19 protein-coding genes and 1 pseudogene are annotated in these 19512 nt (G+C 58.5%); 13 read left to right on the top strand and 7 right to left on the bottom strand.

All coding sequences use genetic code 11. The annotated features are described in order from the left end of the window. Positions 1–58: 58 nt before the first annotated feature. The 10 genes from atzF to RYC18_RS15660 are packed head-to-tail and all read left to right on the top strand — an operon-like array spanning position 59 to position 10045. Positions 59–1864: an allophanate hydrolase gene (gene atzF, locus RYC18_RS15705; protein WP_005778213.1), complete on the top strand. Its 1806-nt coding sequence runs from the start codon at positions 59–61 to the stop codon at positions 1862–1864. A gap of 15 nt (positions 1865–1879) precedes the next feature. After that, positions 1880–2989 carry a BMP family ABC transporter substrate-binding protein gene (locus RYC18_RS15700; protein WP_005778210.1) on the top strand — a complete coding sequence of 370 codons (1110 nt, stop codon included), beginning with the start codon at positions 1880–1882 and terminating at the stop codon, positions 2987–2989. A 9-nt stretch (positions 2990–2998) separates the two neighbouring features. After that, a complete protein-coding gene (locus RYC18_RS15695) occupies positions 2999–4108 on the top strand; it encodes an ABC transporter permease (RefSeq protein ID WP_005778208.1) in 1110 nt (369 codons plus the stop codon). Next, positions 4101–5021, top strand: coding sequence for an ABC transporter permease (locus RYC18_RS15690; RefSeq protein ID WP_005745872.1), 921 nt, complete (start codon positions 4101–4103; stop codon positions 5019–5021). The genes RYC18_RS15695 and RYC18_RS15690 overlap by 8 nt, the downstream gene beginning before the upstream one ends. A gap of 26 nt (positions 5022–5047) precedes the next feature. Continuing rightward, positions 5048–6064 carry a formamidase gene (locus tag RYC18_RS15685; RefSeq protein WP_005745871.1) on the top strand — a complete coding sequence of 339 codons (1017 nt, stop codon included), beginning with the start codon at positions 5048–5050 and terminating at the stop codon, positions 6062–6064. A 4-nt stretch (positions 6065–6068) separates the two neighbouring features. Further along, complete coding sequence (locus tag RYC18_RS15680) at positions 6069–6755, top strand: isochorismatase family cysteine hydrolase (protein ID WP_316886461.1); 687 nt, start codon at positions 6069–6071, stop codon at positions 6753–6755. Then, a complete protein-coding gene (locus RYC18_RS15675) occupies positions 6752–8293 on the top strand; it encodes an ABC transporter ATP-binding protein (RefSeq protein WP_316886460.1) in 1542 nt (513 codons plus the stop codon). Before RYC18_RS15680 ends, RYC18_RS15675 begins: the two co-directional genes overlap by 4 nt. After that, complete coding sequence (locus RYC18_RS15670) at positions 8290–8967, top strand: cysteine hydrolase family protein (protein WP_054071372.1); 678 nt, start codon at positions 8290–8292, stop codon at positions 8965–8967. Before RYC18_RS15675 ends, RYC18_RS15670 begins: the two co-directional genes overlap by 4 nt. Then, on the top strand, positions 8967–9362 hold the full coding sequence (hpxZ, locus tag RYC18_RS15665; RefSeq protein ID WP_316886459.1) for an oxalurate catabolism protein HpxZ: 396 nt from the start codon (positions 8967–8969) through the stop codon (positions 9360–9362). The genes RYC18_RS15670 and hpxZ overlap by 1 nt, the downstream gene beginning before the upstream one ends. Further along, positions 9359–10045, top strand: a complete 687-nt coding sequence (locus RYC18_RS15660; protein WP_005745866.1) for a GntR family transcriptional regulator — start codon at positions 9359–9361, stop codon at positions 10043–10045. Before hpxZ ends, RYC18_RS15660 begins: the two co-directional genes overlap by 4 nt. Before the next feature lie 86 nt (positions 10046–10131). On the opposite strand, the pseudogene RYC18_RS15655 reads toward RYC18_RS15660, so the two are convergent. Further along, a pseudogene (locus RYC18_RS15655) lies at positions 10132–10468 on the bottom strand (hypothetical protein); the annotation flags it as partial. A 63-nt stretch (positions 10469–10531) separates the two neighbouring features. Between RYC18_RS15655 and RYC18_RS15650 the strand changes: the two are divergent. Continuing rightward, positions 10532–10828 carry a hypothetical protein gene (locus tag RYC18_RS15650; protein WP_005745865.1) on the top strand — a complete coding sequence of 99 codons (297 nt, stop codon included), beginning with the start codon at positions 10532–10534 and terminating at the stop codon, positions 10826–10828. Positions 10829–11022: 194 nt separating this feature from the next. Here the strand turns inward: RYC18_RS15650 and RYC18_RS15645 are convergent, their stop codons facing one another. After that, entirely contained in the window at positions 11023–11766 is a 744-nt protein-coding gene (locus tag RYC18_RS15645; protein ID WP_005745864.1) for a hypothetical protein, read from the bottom strand. Further along, the gene (locus RYC18_RS15640; protein WP_005745863.1) at positions 11753–12025 is read right to left on the bottom strand and encodes a hypothetical protein; all 273 of its coding nucleotides are present in this window, start codon (positions 12023–12025) and stop codon (positions 11753–11755) included. Before RYC18_RS15640 ends, RYC18_RS15645 begins: the two co-directional genes overlap by 14 nt. Positions 12026–12449: 424 nt before the next feature. Between RYC18_RS15640 and RYC18_RS15635 the strand changes: the two genes are divergently transcribed. After that, entirely contained in the window at positions 12450–13727 is a 1278-nt protein-coding gene (locus RYC18_RS15635) for a diguanylate cyclase (protein ID WP_316886458.1), read from the top strand. A 68-nt stretch (positions 13728–13795) separates the two neighbouring features. Here RYC18_RS15635 and RYC18_RS15630 read toward each other — a convergent pair whose 3' ends face one another. From RYC18_RS15630 to RYC18_RS15620, 3 genes are all read right to left on the bottom strand, one after another. Further along, the gene (locus RYC18_RS15630; RefSeq protein ID WP_057403480.1) at positions 13796–14809 is read right to left on the bottom strand and encodes an SMP-30/gluconolactonase/LRE family protein; all 1014 of its coding nucleotides are present in this window, start codon (positions 14807–14809) and stop codon (positions 13796–13798) included. A gap of 18 nt (positions 14810–14827) precedes the next feature. Further along, entirely contained in the window at positions 14828–15400 is a 573-nt protein-coding gene (locus RYC18_RS15625) for a hypothetical protein (RefSeq protein ID WP_002552358.1), read from the bottom strand. 144 nt (positions 15401–15544) lie between these two features. Next, positions 15545–17284 carry a dipeptidase gene (locus tag RYC18_RS15620; protein WP_316886457.1) on the bottom strand — a complete coding sequence of 580 codons (1740 nt, stop codon included), beginning with the start codon at positions 17282–17284 and terminating at the stop codon, positions 15545–15547. Between the two features lie 331 nt (positions 17285–17615). Between RYC18_RS15620 and RYC18_RS15615 the strand changes: the two genes are divergently transcribed. After that, complete coding sequence (locus RYC18_RS15615; protein WP_316886456.1) at positions 17616–18851, top strand: DUF1835 domain-containing protein; 1236 nt, start codon at positions 17616–17618, stop codon at positions 18849–18851. A gap of 104 nt (positions 18852–18955) precedes the next feature. On the opposite strand, the gene sodC is transcribed toward RYC18_RS15615, so the two are convergent. Continuing rightward, entirely contained in the window at positions 18956–19474 is a 519-nt protein-coding gene (gene sodC / locus RYC18_RS15610) for a superoxide dismutase family protein (RefSeq protein ID WP_005745855.1), read from the bottom strand. Between the last annotated feature and the right edge of the window lie 38 nt (positions 19475–19512).

The following is a 19512-nucleotide window of genomic DNA, read 5'->3' as shown; positions in this document are numbered from 1 at the left end:
CTTGGCCCATAACGTGCAAACGTGCCAGTTCATCTTGTATACATGAATGAACACCACTATGACCGCACTCGATATTTTCCAACTTCAGTCGGCGTTACGTTCAGGTCAAACAACCCTGACGGCACTTGTGCAAACCCTGACGGCGCACATTGATGCGGATGACCGGGCGGAAGTCTGGATTCATCGCGTGCCCGTGACGCAGCTTCTTGAAAGGGCGAAGACGCTGGAAAGCATTGCCGCAGAAGCGGGCGATTCGGTGTATGAGCAACTGCCGCTGTTCGGCGTGCCGTTTGCGGTCAAGGACAATTTTGACGTGGCCGGAATGCCGACCACGGCTGCGTGCCCGGCTTTCGCCTACACGCCCAAGGAAAATGCTCACGTCGTCCAGCTACTGCTCGACAGTGGCGCGATACTGATGGGCAAGACCAATCTCGATCAATTCGCCACCGGTCTGGTGGGTGTCCGCTCGCCCTATGGGGCCGTGCGCAATGCCCACGACCCGGCCTACGTCAGCGGCGGTTCAAGCTCCGGCTCGGCGGTGGCCGTCGCGCGTGGCTACGTGAGTTTTGCACTGGGCACGGACACGGCAGGATCAGGCAGAGTACCCGCCGGTTTCAACGGTATCGTGGGGCTCAAGCCCAGCCTTGGCCTGTTCAGCAGCCGAGGCGTCGTGCCTGCCTGCCGCACGCTGGACTGCTCGTCGATATTTGCCGGGGATGTGCTACAAGCCTGGCAAGTGGCGCAGGTCATCGCGGCTTATGATCCGCTCGACCCGGCCAGTGTGGCCGTGCAGGCATTGGCGGTGCAGCGCAGGGCTCGGCGTGTCGCGGTGCCAAGGCACTGCGAGTTCTTCGGTGATGCTCAGGCGCAAACGGCTTACATCAAAACCCTGGAAGCCCTGCAAAGCGACCCGCTGGTGACTGTCGAACCCATCGACTTCGATGTCTTCGCCGAAGCGGCGGCCCTGCTGTACCAAGGCCCATGGGTGGCCGAGCGAAGGGCAGCGGTAGGCAAATTCTTCACCACCCATGCTGACGATGTTCACCAAGTGGTGCGCGGCATCCTGCAGAGCGCCGCTTCGTTTGATGCCGTGGACACATTCAATGCCCGCTATCGACTGGCGGAACTGACGCGAACAGCCCAGCAACTGCTGGCCGGGGTCGATGTGCTGGTGGTCCCGACGGCGCCCTGTATGCCGACCATTGATGCAGTGCTCGCCAATCCGGTCGAGCTCAATTCACAGCTCGGCTATTACACCAACTTCGTTAACCTGATGAATATGTGCGCCCTCGCCGTCCCGGCAGAGCGCCGTGCCGACGGTTTGCCTGCGGGCATCACGCTGATCGGCCCCGCCGGTGCCGACCAACGCCTGGCAGAAATAGCCGCAGCCTGGCAGCCACTCTTCGGCAAGGCAGACCAGAGCGAAGCCGTCGCGATGGCACCCCTGCCCCGCAACAGCCCTGTCGTGCAGGTCGCGGTTGTCGGCGCGCACCTCGTCGGCCAGCCGCTCAACTGGCAATTGCTCGAAGGCAGTGCCCGTCTGCTGCGTATCACAACCACCAGCGCAGATTACCGGTTGTATGCACTGGCCGGGACTTCGCCACCGAAGCCGGGCCTGGTGCGTGTGCCTGACCAGGGCGAGCGCATCGAAGTCGAGGTCTGGGAAATGCCGCTGAACCTGTTCGGGGCCTTCGTCGCCGCGATTCCCGCGCCATTGGGCATTGGTTCTCTGCAATTGGCCGACGGCCAGTGGGTCAAGGGTTTCATCTGTGAGCCAGCCGGCCTTGAGGGCGCGCTGGACATCACTGATTTCAAAGGCTGGCGCGCCTACCGCGCCGCGCACACATCTTCCATCACTCATTGATCAGGGGTAGCACGCATGTCGAACGTTGATCGTCGCAGTTTCATCAAGTTGGCAGGCATTATCGGCCTGAGCGCAGCACTGCCGTTTGGTCGTGCCTACTCAGCCGATGCGCCGCTGGTGGTGGGTTTCATCTACGTCGGCGCTCGCGACGACTTTGGTTACAACCAGGCCCACGCCCAAGCAGCGGCCATCATCAAGACGCTGCCCAACGTCAAAGTGATCGAGGAAGAAAACGTTCCGGAAACCGTGGCCGTGCAGAAGACAATGGAAGCCATGATCCGTCAGGACGGTGCGACACTGATTTTTCCGACCTCATTCGGCTACTTTGAGCCGCATGTGGTCAAGGTCGCGAAAAAGTACCCGGACGTGCGTTTCGCGCATTGCGGCGGCCTCTGGCAGAAAGGTAAGGACCCGATCAATGCGGGCAGCTTTTTCGGTTACATCGACGAAGCGCAATACCTGAACGGCGTGATTGCCGGGCACATGAGCAAGAGCAAAAAACTCGGTTTCGTCGCCGCCAAGCCTGTGCCTCAGGTACTGCGCAACCTGAATGCCTTTGCCATGGGCGCACGCTCGGTAGACCCGAGCATCGTGACCACGGTGATTTTTACCGGTGACTGGTCGTTGCCGGTCAAGGAAGCAGAAGCCGCCAACGGCCTGATCGACCAGGGCTGTGACGTGCTGACCTGCCATGTCGACGGCCCCAAGGTGATCGTCGAGACGGCTGAAAAGCGCGGTGTGATGACCTGTGGCTACCACGCCAGCCAGGCTGCGCTGGCGCCCAAGGGCTACCTGACCGGTGCCGAATGGAACTGGGAGACGCCTTATCGTGCTCACGTCGCGGCAGCCCAGAGCGGCGCGCCGATGATCAACTTCCTGCGTGGCGGGCTGAAGGAAGGCTTCGTCAAAACGTCCGCCTACGGGCCTGCGGTAACAGCCGACGCCAAACAGAAAGCGGATGCCATCAAGGCGCAGATGATGGCCGGTCAGTTCGTGATTTTCAAAGGCCCACTCAAGGACAACAAAGGCGCAGTGGTGATTGCCGATGGTGTGTCACAAGGCCAGACCGACATCGCCCTGGAGAGCATGAATTACCTGGTCGAAGGTGTACTTGGCCAGCTCTGAGGAATGTTCATGAGCCTATCCATTAGTCTGCGTCGCCTCGCCAGCGCGCTGTTGCCGGGGCTGCCTACGGTGTTGGCGGTGTTTTCCTCGTGCGTGCTGTTCGGGCTGTTTCTGGCGGTTCAGGGCAAACCTGCCTGGCAAGCCCTGCAACTGGTCGGCGAAGGCGCGTTTGGTTCATGGTTCGCCCTGGAAAATACCTTGCAGCGTGCAGCGCCATTGATGTTGACCGCACTCTGTGTGGCCCTGCCCGCCCGGGCCGGGCTGATCATTATTGGCGGCGAAGGCGCGCTGGTACTGGGCGGTCTGGCAGCGGCAGTGACACCCTTGTGGCTCGGCCCTTTGTCACCCGGGGTGATGCTCGTCTGCATGGCCCTGGCGGCGATGAGCGTCGGCGCGCTGTGGATCGGTCTGAGTGGCTGGATGCGCCAGCGTCGCGGAGTCAACGAAACGATCAGCAGTCTGCTGCTTTCCTACATCGCTCTGGCGCTGTTCCGGCAGTTGGTGGAAGGGCCGTTACGCGATCCGGCAAGCCTGAACAAGCCTTCGACTCCACCGCTGGACGATGCCTATATGCTCGGCACCATCAGCGACAGTTTCGAGGTGCATTGGGGGCTGGTGGCGGGCGTGGTCGCGTGTCTGCTGGCGTATGTGCTGGTGCGCCACAGCATCAAGGGTTTTGCCCTCGCCGTGGTCGGCGGCAACGTACGCACGGCGTTGATGATCGGTCTTCCGGTAGACCGCTTGATCCTGCTCAGTTGCCTGCTGGGCGGCGCGGCAGCGGGTCTGGCCGGCATGTTCGAGGTCACCGCAGTGCAAGGCAGCGCCAACGCCGCGCTGATTGCCGGCTACGGCACCAGTGGCATTCTGGTCGCCTTTGCCGCACGCCATCATCCGCTGGCCATTGTCGTTTGTGCCATTTTGCTGGGTGGTCTGGAAGCCAGTGGTGGGCTGCTGCAACGACGGCTTGGCCTGCCGGACGCCACCACGCTGATTCTTGAAGGTCTGCTGTTCACCAATCTGCTGCTCTGGGAAGCCCTGGGTGGGCGTATCGCCGCCTGGAAGATCAGGCTGACGACGTCGCCCGCGTCACTCGACAAGGGAGCACTGCAACATGGCTGATATCGACCTGACTACCTTTCTCCTCGCCCTGCTGGCCGGAGCTATCCGCGTCGGCACACCTTTTTTGTTCGTCAGCCTGGGCGAATGCCTGACCGAGAAAAGTGGCAGGATCAATCTGGGGCTGGAAGGCATTCTGGTTGCCGGCGCGATGTCCGGATACGCCGTGGCGTGCCTGAGCGGCTCGGCGTGGCTGGGCGTTGGCGCTGCCGCCGGGGTCGGCATTTTATTGGGGCTGCTGCACGGCCTGGCGTGCTCGTTACCTCGGGTCAACGACATCGCGTTCGGCATCGCGCTGATTCTGCTCGGCACCGGGCTGGCGTTTTTTCTAGGCAAGGCGTTTATCCAGCCGCAAGCGCCCATGCTGCCTTCATTGGCGCTGGGTGCCTGGAGCGACGAAGAACGGGTGCGTTCGGCGCTGAATATCAATGTGCTGTTCTTCGTCGGCGCAGCGCTGGCATTCGTACTGCACTGGGGGCTGCGCACCACACGCTGGGGGCTGATGCTGCGCCTGGTCGGCGACCACGCCGAAACCGCTCAGGCGCTGGGCTATCGACCGCTCAAGGTGCGCATTCTGGCGACAGCGGTCGGCGGCGGATTGGCCGGAATAGGCGGCGCTTACCTGTCGCTTTACTACCCTGGCAGCTGGAATGAAGGGCTGTCCAGCGGGCAAGGATTGATGGCCGTCGCGCTGGTGATCTTTGCCCGCTGGCGTCCACTGGCGTGCCTGTGGGCATCGTTGCTGTTCGGCGCTGCCGGAGCCATAGGCCCGGCCCTGCAAGCGGTCGGGATCAGCACCGGCTACTACCTGTTTGCCGCAGCACCTTATGCGCTGACGCTGGTGGTGATGTACGCCACCTGCCGCCGTGGTCGCACTCTGAACGGCGCACCTGGCGAACTCAGTCTGACGCGATGAACTGATCTTTTCGAGGAGGCATGCACATGGCCAGTGGTCTTGGTGGTTTGAACAAGTCGCCCAATGGTGTGGTGATCGGCCTAGCGCAACTGGCGCTGCCTGATCCGCACACCCGTGAGGCGTTGTGGGCACAAACGCAGAAAGTGGTCAGCATGGTGGCCAAGGCGCGACGCAGCAATCCGGGCATGGACCTGATCGTGTTTCCCGAGTACTCGCTTCACGGCCTGTCGATGAGCACCGCGCCAGAGATCATGTGCAGCCTCGACGGGCCGGAAGTACTGGCGCTGCGCGAGGCGTGCCGGGAGCAGCACATATGGGGCTGTTTCTCGATCATGGAGGCCAACCCGCACGGCAATCCATTCAACAGCGGCCTGATCGTCGACGATCTCGGCGAGATTCGCCTGTATTACCGCAAACTCCATCCGTGGGTGCCGGTCGAGCCCTGGGAACCTGGCGATCTGGGTATTCCGGTCTGCGACGGACCGCGCGGCAGCAAGCTGGCGCTGATCATCTGCCATGACGGCATGTTCCCGGAAATGGCTCGCGAGTGCGCCTACAAGGGTGCCGACATCATGCTGCGCACCGCGGGTTACACCGCACCGATCCGTCACTCGTGGAAGATCACCAACCAGAGCAATGCCTTCACCAACCTGATGCAGACCGCAAGCGTCTGTATGTGTGGCTCCGACGGCACGTTCGATTCCATGGGCGAGGCCATGTTCGTCGACTTCGACGGCACGATCATGGCTGAAGGCGGCGGTCGGGCCGACGAAATCGTCTGCTGCGAACTGCGCCCCGATCTGGTCCGTGAGGCCCGTGTGCACTGGGGCGTGGAGAACAACATCTATCAATTCGGCCATCGCGGCTATGTGGCGGTCAAGGGTGGCGCGCGCGACTGTCCTTACACCTACATGCATGATCTGACCGCAGGCCAGTACCGTCTGCCGTGGGAAAACGATGTCGTGCATACCGATGGCAGCTCGTGCGGGTTTGCGGCCCCCGAGCGCGACTTCAAACCTACCCCCAGCAGTTGGGAGGAGTAATGCCATGAGTGAACGTCATATTGCATCGGCGCCCTACCCCTGGCCCTGGAACGGGCAATTGCATGCGCACAACACCGCGCTGATCGTCATCGACATGCAGACCGACTTCTGTGGCGTCGGCGGCTACGTCGACAGCATGGGTTACGACCTGTCGCTGACCCGTGCGCCCATCGAGCCGATCAAGGCACTGTTGGCGGTGATGCGCCCGCTCGGCTTCACCATTATTCATACCCGAGAAGGCCACCGCCCGGACCTCAGTGACTTGCCAGCCAACAAACGCTGGCGCTCGCAACGCATCGGCGCGGGAATAGGCGACCCAGGTCCCTGCGGCAGGATTCTGGTGCGTGGCGAACCGGGCTGGGAAATCATCGAAGAACTGGCACCATTGCCTGGCGAAATCATTATCGACAAACCCGGCAAAGGCTCCTTCTGCGCCACCGATCTGGAACTGATCCTGCGCACACGCGGCATCGACAACCTGATCCTGACCGGCATTACCACCGATGTCTGCGTGCACACCACGATGCGCGAAGCCAATGACCGCAGCTTCGAGTGCGTGCTGCTGGAAGACTGCTGCGGCGCGACCGATCCCGCCAACCATGCGGCGGCACTGAGCATGGTCAAAATGCAGGGCGGTGTGTTCGGCGCAGTGGGACATTCCTCGATGTTTCGCGACCTGTTTGGAGCATGAACATGCACGCCCCAAGCCTTGAGACGATTGGTGCCAGCAAGCATTTCGGTACGTTTCGCGCACTCGACGAGGTGTCGTTCAAGGTCCGCGCCGGCACCGTCCACGCCCTGCTCGGCGACAACGGCGCCGGCAAAAGCACGCTGGTCAAAGGCATCATCGGCTACAGCCCGCTGCAATCGGGCAGTATTCTGGTCAACAACCGCGAGCATGCGATCAGCACACCGCGCGATTCTCATCAGTTGCATATCGGCATGGTGTATCAGCACTTCACCGTCGCGCCGGGCCTGAGCGTGGCTGAAAACCTGGTGCTCTCACGTGGTGATCTGCCGTGGCGTATCAACTGGACCCGCGAGCATGAGCGTCTCGAAGCCTTCATGGCAAAGATGCCTTTTCGTCTGGATATCCATCGGCCGGTCAGCAGCCTGGCCGCCGGTGAAAAACAGAAACTGGAAATCCTCAAGCAGTTGTATCTGCAGCGTCGGCTGATCATTCTCGATGAACCGACCTCGGTACTCACGCCGCAAGAGGCCGATGAAGTGCTGGGGCTGATGCAGTCGATGGCGCATCGCGGTGAACTCACCGTGCTGATGATCACCCACAAGTTTCGCGAGGTTAGCACCTATGCCGATGACGTTACTGTGCTGCGCAAAGGTCGCTGGGTGGGCAGCGCAGCAGTGGCTGACACCACCACACAACAGATGGCAGCTTGGATGATGGGCGACGCACAGGTTCGCGGGGTTAGCACCGAGCGCCCGGTGATGGCGGCTCGTCCGCCGCAGTTGCAGGTGGCAGCTCTGGATGTTCCTGGCGACAAAGGCACGCTGGCGGTGAAAAACCTTTCTCTGGCGGTGCATCCGGGAGAGATCGTCGGGGTTGCGGGTATTTCCGGTAACGGCCAGCGCGAACTCACCGAAGCCCTGCTCGGCCAGCGACCATTCAGTGCCGGACAGATATCGGTCGATGGCCAGCCCTATCATGCGCAGCGTGAACAAATGCAGCGCCTGCGCGTGTTCAGCCTGCCCGAGGAGCCCTTGCGCAACGCCTGTATCGGCAGCTTCAGCGTGGCCGACAATCTGGCCCTGCGCAACTTCGACCAGGCGCCGCTGTGCCGTCAGGGCTGGCGTCTTGATCGTCGTGCAATAGGCGCACAGGCACGCACCCTGATCGAACAGTTCAAGGTCTCGCCCAACGACCCGAACCGCCCCATCGGCACCTTGTCGGGAGGCAATGTGCAGCGCGCTGTACTGGCGCGTGAACTGACCCGCGACGTCGCGGTGCTGATCGTCGCCAATCCGGTATTCGGCCTGGACTTTGCCAGCGTCGCGCTTATCCACCAGCGCCTGATTGACGCACGTAACAGCGGCACAGCAGTCCTGCTGCTCAGTGAAGACCTCGACGAGCTGCTGAGCCTGGCAGACCGCATCGTGGTCATTCATGACGGCGAACTGGTTTTTGAAACCAGCGCAGCGGCCGCTGATCGAACCGAGCTGGGTCGACACATGGCCGGTGCCGAACAGCTTGCCGGAGAACCGGCATGATCAGCGTCAATGCGCGTCCGGACTGTTTCACGTTCGCCCCCTCCTGTGCCGCTGTGGTGATCATCGACATGCAGCGCGATTTCCTCGAACCCGGCGGCTTTGGTGCCGCGCTGGGCAACGATGTCGTACCGTTGCAGGCCATCGTGCCATCGGTGCAACAACTGCTGGCGCTGGCCCGTGATCAGGGCATCACGGTGATACACACTCGTGAATCGCACAGCGCGGACCTTGCCGACTGCCCGCCCGCCAAGCTGGCCCACGGCTCACCAGGCCTGCGCATCGGCGACTCTGGCCCGATGGGCCGCATCCTGATTCGCGGCGAACCCGGCAATCAGATTATCGACAGCCTGACGCCGCTCGCCTGCGAGTGGATCATCGACAAACCCGGCAAGGGCATGTTCTTCGCCACCGACCTGCATCAGCGGCTGACCGACGCCGGGATCACGCATTTGATCTTCGCAGGCGTTACCACCGAAGTTTGCGTGCAGACCAGCATGCGCGAAGCCAGTGATCGGGGTTATCGCTGCCTGCTGATCGAGGATGCGACCGAAAGCTATTTCCCAACCTTCAAACAAGCCACGCTGGACATGATCACCGCACAAAACGCGATTGTCGGGCGTGCAGCGTCGCTGGCCGATCTGCAACAGGCCCTGCAAACAAGGAGTACACCCTGATGGACATCAATATTGCGCACATCGTCGCCGAAGTGACCCACGCTTTCACTGATTACGAGCGCGCCCTGATGGCCAACGAGCTGACCACACTGGATGCGTATTTCTGGAATTCCGAACAGACCGTTCGCTATGGCGTCGCGGAAAACCTGCACGGTGCCGAAGCCATCGCGCGCTATCGACGCCACTGTCAGCCAGTCGGGCCCGGTCGAAAGTTATTACGCACCGTGGTGAGCACCTTCGGTGAAGACTTCGCCACCGTCAGCACCGAGTTTCACGATGGCGTTACTGAGCGTCTGGGACGGCAGATGCAAACGTGGGCACGCCTGGACGGCGGCTGGAAAGTCGTTGCCGCACATGTCAGCATTGACCTGAGCAGCCTGGAGCCACGTCCTTGAATTCCCCCAACACCACCAACGCGCTGGCAGAAGACGTCTATCGTCGGCTCAAGCAGGAGATCTTCGACTTCTATCTACTGCCCTACGACCGCTTCACTGAAACCCAGCTGGCTGATCGTTATCAGGTCTCACGCACGCCGGTGCGTGACGCGTTGTACCGGCTACAGCGTGAGGGATATCTGGACGTCGAGTTTCGTCGGGGCTGGTCAGTCAAGCCGCTGGATTTCGACCAGATCGACCAGTTGTACGATCTGCGCATCGTGCTTGAATGTGCTGCGGTCGAGCGCATCTGTGCATCCCACGAAGTGCATCCGGAACTCAATGTGCTGCGTCAGCACTGGCTGATTGATCGCAGCCACTGGCAGAGCGACATGCAAGTCGTCGCAGACCTCGACGAACAGTTTCACACCCAACTGGTGGCCGCCTCGGGCAATCTGGAAATGGCTCGTGTTCATCAGGAAGTGACCGAGCGCATTCGCATCGTGCGCAGGCTGGACTTCTTCAAAAGCGCCCGTATCGAACATACCTACCTGGAGCACGCCGCGATCCTCAATGCATTGCAGGCACGCAAACGGGACGAAGCGCTGCTGCTACTGCGCTCTCATGTGGAAATCAGCAAACTCGAAGTGCGCAAACTGACGATATCGATGCTCAGTGATGCGCGACGGCGGCATGAAGCATGAAGCATGAAGCATTGAAGCATGAAGCATGAAGCATGAAGCATGAAGCATTGAAGATTATCAGCTGCTTCTGCCGAGTTTGCCGGTGAACGGGCGTCGGGAGATCGTTTCAAGATCAGATTGGCGATACCGCCAATTGTCAGAAACAGATGTCGAATACGGAGCTCAAGCTCGCCCAGAATAAGCGCGTTGGATTTCTGCGACCTGCTATACGCGTCGGGCGAAGAGCGCTTTCCATTCTTGCGAAAAGCGCCGGTCGTTTGCCACGTTCGGAACGTCGATGGTTTTCCCGGTCAATATGCCTAGTCCACATGAGTCGCGCTTGCCGGTAGTGATGTTATCCACAAGAGCTTCAGAAAAACCGGACGGCAGATTCGGGAAAATGCGATACGTGAGTTGGACAAAACGTCTTTTAGAGGAAAACAGCGTGCCCGTTGTTGTTCAGCTATTAACGCTATCGTCAGCACTTTCCGGAAATGGAAGCCCACAATGACACGAGCCGTATTATTGGTGCTGTTGATCCTCTCGGTTGCATGGCTGGCGCAAAGTGGTGATGGCGACGAAATGCACTGCCCTGACAAAGATGCGAATTTTTTTGCTGAATCCATCAACGCGTATTTTGACAAACATCCACCAAAAGCCGGTAAAGCCGTGACCATTCCTGACGGTGCCCGTTACGACAATCGTACCCACTGGTGGATAGTTCCGGTCGACGTCGGCCAGGAAAGATTACAGGCGCTGTTGAGTTGCGACGGCCATCTAGAACTGTCCGGGCGTAAAACATGAACAACATTGCGCTGGATATCACCTGCCTGACGCCACTGCCTTACCATCGATAGGTCGTTGATTATCTGAAAACCAGCGAACCTGCAGTGCGGAGCTGGGCCTAGTCGCTCGGTGTCAGGCAGGAATGTGCCGAGGACGTGAAGGTCGGAAGCTCTGGAGGAGGTCATGAGGTCTGTTGCGGTCTGCAGTGTCTGTCAGCTGTGAGTGACAAGCCGGTCAAGTGCATCAATTGCCGAGCTGCACCATTCGGTCACATCATCGAATTTGTACTCCACTGCCAAGGCGTCGGTGATTTCAACTTCAAGTTCTGCCTCCGCCCCGGAGTTGTCAAACAAGTAAGCTCGACTTGACGCTTGAATGGCCTCAGGAAGCAGTGCCAGACACCTATGATAACGAGCACGTATCGTTTCTGGCTTAACGTCGTGCCCTCCTTCGCCAACACGAATGGCAACCCGGTTGATATTGATTTCCGGGGCCTCGGTTGAAACGAAATACAAGTATGTGCGGTATCCCAACGACCTGGCTTTCTTGATGAAATCAACCTTGGAGCGGTCTGACATAACCGTTTCAAAAGTGAAGCTGGCGGCTTGTTCAAGCAATTGATGCCGGATGAAGTCAGCGACGACCGATGAGTGGTACGAATTTATCTGGATCGAGTCGATCATCAGGGATTGACCGACAACAGTGAAATGCTCAGCCTGAGCCCCCAGCTGTTCTCTGACGATCAACGGATGAGAAGTAAAAAAGTCTTGAAACGCTTGCTGATCGAGGCTCACGGAGAAAGGCGAGAGGTCTATGAAACCGTTCTCTCCCGCCTCACGTTCCAGGTCGTCAGCATTAACGTATATATAGATTAAATCAGGATCAAGAAGACGCTTAATGGTGCTTTTGCCAGAGCCGTTTGGCCCTGCAAATACACGGAGTCTAGGAACCGGCACTGGCGGACGCCCCAGAGCCGATTTTGAAGCAAACTCCAGCCTTCACGCTGCGACGGGGTTTGGAAGCACAAACAATTTGCTCGGTACCGTCTGCTCGTTCGGCAACGATAAATCCGCCCTTGGAAAGCACAACGGTACGACCAGCTGCCTTGGCTTTTTCGTAAGCCATCCGTGTCGCAAGAGAAGCCTGAGCCGGGATCTGAGCTTCAAGCTTTTGAGTGGCCTCTTCAGACAATGCTTTGTTGACGGCTTTAGGCATGAATCCTCCTGGTCCTTCTGCTTAGGTGAGCGTGAACGACTTCATAGTAGCCCGAAAAAATGCTTTTCGACACGAGACAGATTAAACCTTGTTTAGCAGATGTGGCGCAAACGAGAGACTTGTCTGCGCCAATTCCTTTCGTACAAGCAGCCATTTTACCGATGCGGACAACCCCGTTTCACACCAGCCAATGCCACAACAACAGCGTACCTATCAGCCCCACGGTCGCAGACGCCCGGCAGTGCACTGGATATCGTCGTCACGCGCGCAATAAATCATTTTGGTCATGTAGGTATAGTGCCTGTGCAACAAGGCTTGGTGCTTGCGGTCCAACTCACTGCACTTACTACCCGCCCGGCATCGCGTCACCCATCATCTGATCAGAGCCGCGATCAATTCAACGGATCACTCGACAGGACATCAGATGACCTCATCCAGCCAGCGCCTGGCCTTGCTGGAAGCAGTTGTCGAGCAGTCATTCAATGCCGTTTTGATCACCGATGCAAATCTGACCAATGGCGGCCCGTTCATTGTGTATGTCAACCCGGCATTCTGCGCGATGACCGGCTACGCAGCAGAGGCATTGATCGGCCTTTCGCCACGGATCCTGCAAGGACCCGACACCGATCGTCAGGTGATCGAGCGTATGCGTCAGTGCTTGAGCGAAAGCCTCTTTTTCGAAGGGTCGACAGTCAATTACCGCGCGGACGGAAGCCCCTATGTCGTCGAGTGGAAAATTTCCCCGGTGCGCGACGATGCGGGTGCGGTTTGCAACTTTGTATCGGTGCAGCAAAACATCAGCCCGCGCATTCGAGCAGAGCGCGAACAGCATTTGCTGGCTCAGGCGCTGAACGCCGCGCTTGATCCGATCATGATTACCGATTGCAACGCCACTATCGTTTTTGCCAATGAGGCCTTTCAGCACATCACCGGTTACAGCGCGTCGGAAATAATCGGCGAAAACCCGCGAGTGCTTAGCTCGGGTAAACATGATGAGATGTTTTATGCGCAATTCAATGAAGCGCTGGCCAGTGGTACGCCCTTTCGTACTACCTTTATCAACAAGCGCAAGGATGGCTCTCTGTTCTACGCAGAACACAGCATTTCCCCGCTGTGTAACCTGGAAGGAACCATCACGCATTACGTCAGCATCAGCCAGGATGTAACCACGAGGCTGGGCCGTGAACAGAAGTTGCTGGAGATTGCTCACAGCGACCCGCTGACCGGGCTGAACAACCGAAGGGCGGCGGAACACACCCTTGAGCGGCTCATCGATACCGCGCGAATATCGGGCAAGCCGTTCAGTCTTATCATCGGCGACATTGATCATTTCAAATCGGTCAATGACCGATACGGCCACCCTGCTGGTGACAGGGTATTGACCAGCGTTGCAGTCATCCTTAAACAACGGATCCGCCTGCAGGATGTCGCGGCTCGATGGGGAGGAGAAGAGTTTCTGATACTCGTGCCCGATAGCTCACTGGATCATGCCGCTGAATTGGCCGATCGCATTCGCGAGGGCGTTGAGGGTCTGTTGATACCGAATACAGGCTCAGTGACTATTTCTCTGGGAGTTGCGCAACTCAGCCCGGGAGAAACAGCGGCAAGCCTGATTCAGCGTGCAGACAAAGCGCTTTATCAGGCCAAGCGCCGGGGCCGCAACCGTGTCGATATCGCACAGGCAGACGACACGATTTATTGAGGTTGGCTACGAGCGGAGTCTTCAGGAATACCGCACGGCGCTATTGGTATCTCACCGTGACGGAGGCTTTACGGCCGACTACCACCAACAAGAGCGGGTATTCTCAGCACCTTGTTGGCAGCGGTGATGTAAATCCAGTGCTGTGAACCGGTAGAACAGAATGCAAGATTGCCGGTGTCTTTCGCCGTCACCTTTATTTTCCCCAGCAACTCACCGCTGGCAGAGAACACCTGAATGCCCTCTTTGCTGCTGCTCCAGACGTTGCCCTGCGCGTCGACCTTGAGTCCGTCAGGGATGCCGGGGGCAATCTCGGCAAACACCTTGCCGTTACTCAGCGCCCCGTCGCGCACCTGATACACCCGGATGCTGTGTGCCAGTTTAGGATTCTTGAAATCATGCGCCAGTTGCGAGTCGGCGACATACAGCAAGCTTTGATCGGGTGAAAACGCAAGACCGTTCGGCGAATGAAGTCCCGGGGTATTCAACCTTACCAAATGGTTTTGTTCCGGGTCGTAGCGGTATACATACTCGCCGCCCTGCTCCGGTTTGCCGCCATAACTTTCAGCCTTGTTCAACACGCCGAAGGTTGGATCACTGAACCAGATACCACCGCGCTTATCGACCACGACGTCATTCGGGCTGTTCAAACGCTTGCCCTCGTACCTGTCGACCACTGTGCGCCATTGACCATCCGCCTCCTGTCGCACTATTGCGCGTTCGCCATGGGATGCGGCGATGACTCGGCCTTCGGCATCCAGAGCATGCCCGTTCTGATAATGGGCGGGGTCGAGCCATACAGTGACGCCGTCATGCTCTTTCCAGCTCATGACCTTGTTCGCCTTCACATCACTCCAGATCAACCGACCGTCGGTCAAACACAAAGGGCCTTCCGCCCACTGCGCATCGGCGGTAAGCACTTGTGCCTGCGCGCCGGGCTGGATGAGTGCAGCAAACCGCGGATTACTGGCAACCACCGTGACTGGCGACGCGTCTGAAGCCATCACTGCGCCTGCGGCGAGAAGCGCGCCCGCCAACACGAGCGAAGTGGTTTTCCTGCCTGGATGACGGAAGACTCGATTCATGCATTTCGCCCCAATTGATCAGTAGGCACATCGGCCAGAAGAACGTTTGGCAGCAGCATCCGGCTTGAGTTTCACGATGAGCTGAACGTTGGGCTGATCACCCACGGTACGAGTCAGATGCCCGACCCTGTTGTCGCCAGGCCTTGCTTTGGAGCTGCTGTCGGCATTGAACTGCATTTCCCCGGGGCCCTGAACCAATACCGTGCCATCGGTGGTTTCCACCGACCACTGACCCTGTAAGGTGATCACCCACTGAGGGCCCGGCGCATGGTGCCAACTGCCGACGTAACCCGGCGGCAGTACCGCGTAGGCAATACTTTCTACTTCGTCGGGCGATACTCCGATCCACTGAGGCTCGGCAGGTGGCGCGTAACTTTTGAATTCCAGCCCCTCGATACGGCAATGTTCGACATGGGTGGCCCCTGTCTCGTCAGCCCAGACAGTGGCGTACTTGACGGGGGGCTGAAGCTTGCCGTTGCTGGTGGTACTTTCTTGAGAGTTTGCGGGTACAGACAGTACCGCCGCATTGACGCTACTGCTTGCCGCACAAACGGCAGCAAAGGTCAGTGCAAATGCAAAGAGCGTTTTCATGGGTAAATCCTTGTTCGCGAGAACACTGGGTGGGAAGACAACGTCGCTGTGCCACTACCAATCACTAGGCCAGTCGCGTAATAACGCGCGATCAAACAATCACTCATCGAAACCGGACCTGCCCTGACAGGCCCGGACGTTAAATCAGAGTTTCGGTAACTGACCGATGCGCGCCATCATTTCGGTAACGATCTGCAGGTCCAGCAGAAACTGTCCGGTCGTCTTGAACTCGTTGTCCGTGTGGCCGGTATATTTGACTTCGGGCCTCGCCAGACCGAACTGCACGCCATTGGGCAGTTCATGTACCGACGTCGCGCCAGCCGAGGTGCCGAACGCGTGTTCCATACCCAGATTTTCGCTGGCAACCGCAAGCAGCGCCCTGACCCATTCGCCCTCTGGATTGCGGTACATCGGCTTGGCAATGGAATAGTCGAACGCAGGCTTGATGCCGGTTTTCACGCTCCACGCTGCAAGTTTTTCGGAGATTTCGGATTTGAGCTCTTCCGGAGACCTGCCCTTGGGCACGCGCAAGTTGACCGCAAGTTTGAACGCTGTTTCATCCATCGCGACATAGGTAAGAGAAGCGGTCAGCGGCCCCATGAACTCGTCGGAGAAACCAACGCCCAACTTGTTGCCCAGATAATCAAGGCCCCAGTTGTCGGCTGCATAGCGAGCAGCGTCAGTAATCTGGTTATGTTTGAGCGCGACCTTGCCTTGAAGGCTGTTGATGAAGTCAAGCATCCTCGCAACCGGGTTGACTCCAGACTGGGGCGCCGATGAGTGCGCGGAAACACCCGTCACTGTCAGCTTGACGTCATTGCCGTCGACGCTGGCATCGACCGCGAAATTGCCGCCATTGTTTTTCACGTAATCCGCACCGGCCTGTTGCAGGCTGGCAGCCAGTTGCGCAGGCTTGTCGGTTAACAGAGTAGCGACCGATTTCGATGGAATCTGGTTGGTGGCCGCACCTCCGGTCATCGAAACGATTTCAGCACCCTCGCCGTCAGCGTTGCGTCGCGCGAAACTGGCCATGACCGTCCCATAACCTTTTTCCGCGATGACAACCGGGTAGCTGCCATCCAGCGCCAGGTTGTAACCAGGCGTTGGGTTGCGTTCAAAATAGTAGGGGATTGCGTCACCCGTGGTCTCTTCAGTTGTATCGATCAGCAACTTGAAGTTTCTGGCCAGCGGCAGCTTTTCTTCCTTGATGACCTTCATGGCATAGAGCGCCACGACAATGCCATTCTTATCGTCTTCGGTGCCACGCCCATACAGGCGATCACCAATCAATGTAACCTTGAACGGATCGAGCCGCGTGCCGTCCGGCAACACCCAGTTTTCCGGCGTGACCGGTACAACATCGGCATGGACGTGAATGCCCACGACTTCATCGCCCGCCCCGTCGAGCGAAACTTCATAAACGCGGTTATCGACGTTGCGAAATTTCAGATCGAAGCGTTCGGCAAGGCCTTTGATCGCGTTGGCGATCTTGATGAACTCCGGGTTTTCATGCTGGGCAACGCCGTCAACACGGGCGGTTGGAATGGCGACCAGCTCACGCAATGTGTCGGTTGCCGCATTGCCATACTTCAACCGGGTATACAGACCGAGCAGGCGATTAATGTCGTTCTGTTGCGCGTCGGAAAGTGTTTTGTTGTCGAGAAAGGCGTTGATGGCCGGGCCAAAATCAGCAGCTTTGACAACATCAGTGCAGGACAGACTTTTCAGAAACTGCCTGAAATCCGTGACCGATTTCTCACCGAAAGTCTTGAGAATGATCGTGCTCTGTTGTGCAGTAACGTTGGCATTCGCCACGCAGGTGAAGGACGAAAGGCTGGCCATTATCAGCGCGGTTGCGGCCAGTTGCTTGAGTGACAGGTTCATTGTTCAGGGCATTCCTTGGCAGGTACAGCACGCAAAAATTCTGACCACTTGATCAGTAAGATTTCAAACTTACACCATGAGCAATGATGCGAGAATCCCCGCTTTGAAATGAGGCAATGCCTTAAAGGGCTCGAATGATCAATGTGCCTTGAAACACACGTGATCAATACAACCTGACCGAGTTGCAATCACCCATCCGATTACCTATATTCCGGCGTGGCGCCATCTACGCCACCTACCGCGGAAAGGGCTGCGCCCAGGATTCTGATTCGATATTCCGTCACTACGACTCCCGACCTTCAAGCGGACAAGGTTTTTGCAAGGAGATCGTATGCCCAGCAATAAAACGTCCTCGTCCCATCACGGCCGTATCAACCTCGAACAGCAGCGTAAGCGTGCCAAAGAGCTTCTGCTGCGGATGAAAGACGGCACTGCATCTGATCAGCTCATCCTGCTCGACAAGACGGCGCCGACCTTATCTGATGCCCAATGGCTGATCGCGAGGCAATTGGGCTTCAGCAGCTGGCCCAGGCTAAAGGCCCATGTCGATGCAGTCGACTTCGCAGCCCGGAATCCGGACTTCGAAGCAAGCGACGAAGCGCGAACCGTGCATTGGCGATGCGGCAGCGACATTGCCCACACTCTCAAACTCGCGGGCTTCAAAGGCTCTTTCAAGATGCTGACAGACCCTTTGTGCATGGGTCCGGTTCAGGCTGTGCCTGAAAAGGCATATCAGGCAGCGCGCAGTCAGTACATCAGCCAGGCATTCGGGCTGAGCCTTACGAATGTCGCACGCCGGTTTGATGATGAATACACCGACCTGCAGCAAATGAGCAGTGCCGATCACTGCGTGCTGTGGTGCGAGGCAGATGCCTACGATCAGCTTTTCCTGATCAGGACGCTGTCAACCCTTGAGCAACTGCCTGCCAGGCTTGAAATTATTCAGGTGAGCCAGATTCCAGGCGTCCAGCGCTTCATCGGCATTGGCCAACTGGCGCCCGACCTGCTTGCCTGGCTGTGGCCGCAGCGCAAGGCGGTGACCAAAGAAATGCTGCATCTGGCCCGCCAGACATGGGCGGCTTACTGCAACGCCTCGCCGGTTGCCCTCGCCGAGCTGGCCCACACCGCGCAACCATCATTGCCCTGCCTTGCCCCGGCCCTGTTACGTCAGCTACAGGAATTACCAGGCGTCGAAGACGGCCTGTCACTCACCGAGCGCCTGTCGTTGCAGTGCATCAGCGAAGCCGGGTCAATGACCTTCGGCCAAGTGTTTGCTGAGCTGACGGACAAGCGCGAGCCTTTACCGTTTCTGGGCGACATGATGTTTCACGCGATGATGCGCCCCTTGATTGATTCTCCGACCGCGCTACTGATCGAATCAGACCCCCAACTTGAATGGCCTCGCCGCTCGCTCAGGCTAACCCCGCTGGGACAGCAAGTATTGGCCGCAAAAGCCTATTGGCCCAACTACTGCCATCAAGCGCGCTGGGTTGGCGGCGTCTGTATTCAGCCCGGACAACCTCACTGGATGATAGATAACCACTTGCGCCCCCTATGGCGCGCCTGACTCTCAGGAACGCACTGACGGCCAGTTGTAACGCTGATGATGCTGATCGGTCGCGAAAATATCCAAGGGGTGCCTGCACCCGAACCGGACACAGGCACGGCGTATCAGATCACGCCACAGGCTGCACGATCACCGCCACCGCCCAAGGGTGCAGGGTGGTCGGAATGGTTGTCGCCGCCCGCATGAACCATCAGCGCATGGCCTTTGATTTCGGAGATTTTCTTCAACCGTGGTGCCAGTACCGGATAGTTTGCAGTGCCGTCGGCGTTAACGTACAACGCAGGCAGATCGCCTAGATGGCCATCGGCGTAAGGCCCCAGATGCTTGCCGGTCTTGGCCGGGTCAAAGTGGCCGCCTGCGGCCAGCGCAGCGACCTTCTTGCCGTCCTTCGTACCGGCTTCGCAGCTGCCGTTTTCATGTACGTGAAAACCGTGAATGCCCGCAGGCAAGTCTTTCAGATTCGGGGTAAACAGCAAGCCGTACTGTGTTTCGCTCACCGTCACGTTGCCAATAGGTTTGGGCGCGCCGTCAGCGCTGACCAGATTGATGGGAACGTCCAGCGATGCAGCCTGGACACTGAGGGAGAAAACGCCAAGCAGGCCTAGCCAAAGATGAGGTTTCATGATTTCAATGCGTCCCTGATCTGGTAATCGGATTGAAC

The sequence above is a fragment of the Pseudomonas syringae group sp. 247E2 genome (genome assembly GCF_032587795.1).
GTDB lineage: Bacteria > Pseudomonadota > Gammaproteobacteria > Pseudomonadales > Pseudomonadaceae > Aquipseudomonas > Aquipseudomonas amygdali.
The sequence above is the reverse complement of the archived record's forward strand: the minus strand, read 5'-3'. Positions and strand labels throughout refer to the sequence as shown.

Excerpts from the sequence above, each read along its gene's own strand:
- RYC18_RS15685 (WP_005745871.1), top strand. The coding sequence starts at position 5,048 with ATGGCCAGTGGTCTTGGTGGTTTGAACAAGTCGCCCAATGGTGTGGTG.
- hpxZ (WP_316886459.1), top strand. The coding sequence starts at position 8,967 with ATGGACATCAATATTGCGCACATCGTCGCCGAAGTGACCCACGCTTTC.
- RYC18_RS15620 (WP_316886457.1), bottom strand. The coding sequence starts at position 17,284 with ATGAACCTGTCACTCAAGCAACTGGCCGCAACCGCGCTGATAATGGCC.
- sodC (WP_005745855.1), bottom strand. The coding sequence starts at position 19,474 with ATGAAACCTCATCTTTGGCTAGGCCTGCTTGGCGTTTTCTCCCTCAGT.
- RYC18_RS15690 (WP_005745872.1), top strand. The coding sequence starts at position 4,101 with ATGGCTGATATCGACCTGACTACCTTTCTCCTCGCCCTGCTGGCCGGA.
- atzF (WP_005778213.1), top strand. The coding sequence starts at position 59 with ATGACCGCACTCGATATTTTCCAACTTCAGTCGGCGTTACGTTCAGGT.
- RYC18_RS15625 (WP_002552358.1), bottom strand. The coding sequence starts at position 15,400 with ATGAAAACGCTCTTTGCATTTGCACTGACCTTTGCTGCCGTTTGTGCG.
- RYC18_RS15695 (WP_005778208.1), top strand. The coding sequence starts at position 2,999 with ATGAGCCTATCCATTAGTCTGCGTCGCCTCGCCAGCGCGCTGTTGCCG.
- RYC18_RS15680 (WP_316886461.1), top strand. The coding sequence starts at position 6,069 with ATGAGTGAACGTCATATTGCATCGGCGCCCTACCCCTGGCCCTGGAAC.
- RYC18_RS15640 (WP_005745863.1), bottom strand. The coding sequence starts at position 12,025 with ATGCCTAAAGCCGTCAACAAAGCATTGTCTGAAGAGGCCACTCAAAAG.
- RYC18_RS15670 (WP_054071372.1), top strand. The coding sequence starts at position 8,290 with ATGATCAGCGTCAATGCGCGTCCGGACTGTTTCACGTTCGCCCCCTCC.
- RYC18_RS15615 (WP_316886456.1), top strand. The coding sequence starts at position 17,616 with ATGCCCAGCAATAAAACGTCCTCGTCCCATCACGGCCGTATCAACCTC.
- RYC18_RS15630 (WP_057403480.1), bottom strand. The coding sequence starts at position 14,809 with ATGAATCGAGTCTTCCGTCATCCAGGCAGGAAAACCACTTCGCTCGTG.
- RYC18_RS15675 (WP_316886460.1), top strand. The coding sequence starts at position 6,752 with ATGAACATGCACGCCCCAAGCCTTGAGACGATTGGTGCCAGCAAGCAT.
- RYC18_RS15650 (WP_005745865.1), top strand. The coding sequence starts at position 10,532 with ATGACACGAGCCGTATTATTGGTGCTGTTGATCCTCTCGGTTGCATGG.
- RYC18_RS15635 (WP_316886458.1), top strand. The coding sequence starts at position 12,450 with ATGACCTCATCCAGCCAGCGCCTGGCCTTGCTGGAAGCAGTTGTCGAG.
- RYC18_RS15700 (WP_005778210.1), top strand. The coding sequence starts at position 1,880 with ATGTCGAACGTTGATCGTCGCAGTTTCATCAAGTTGGCAGGCATTATC.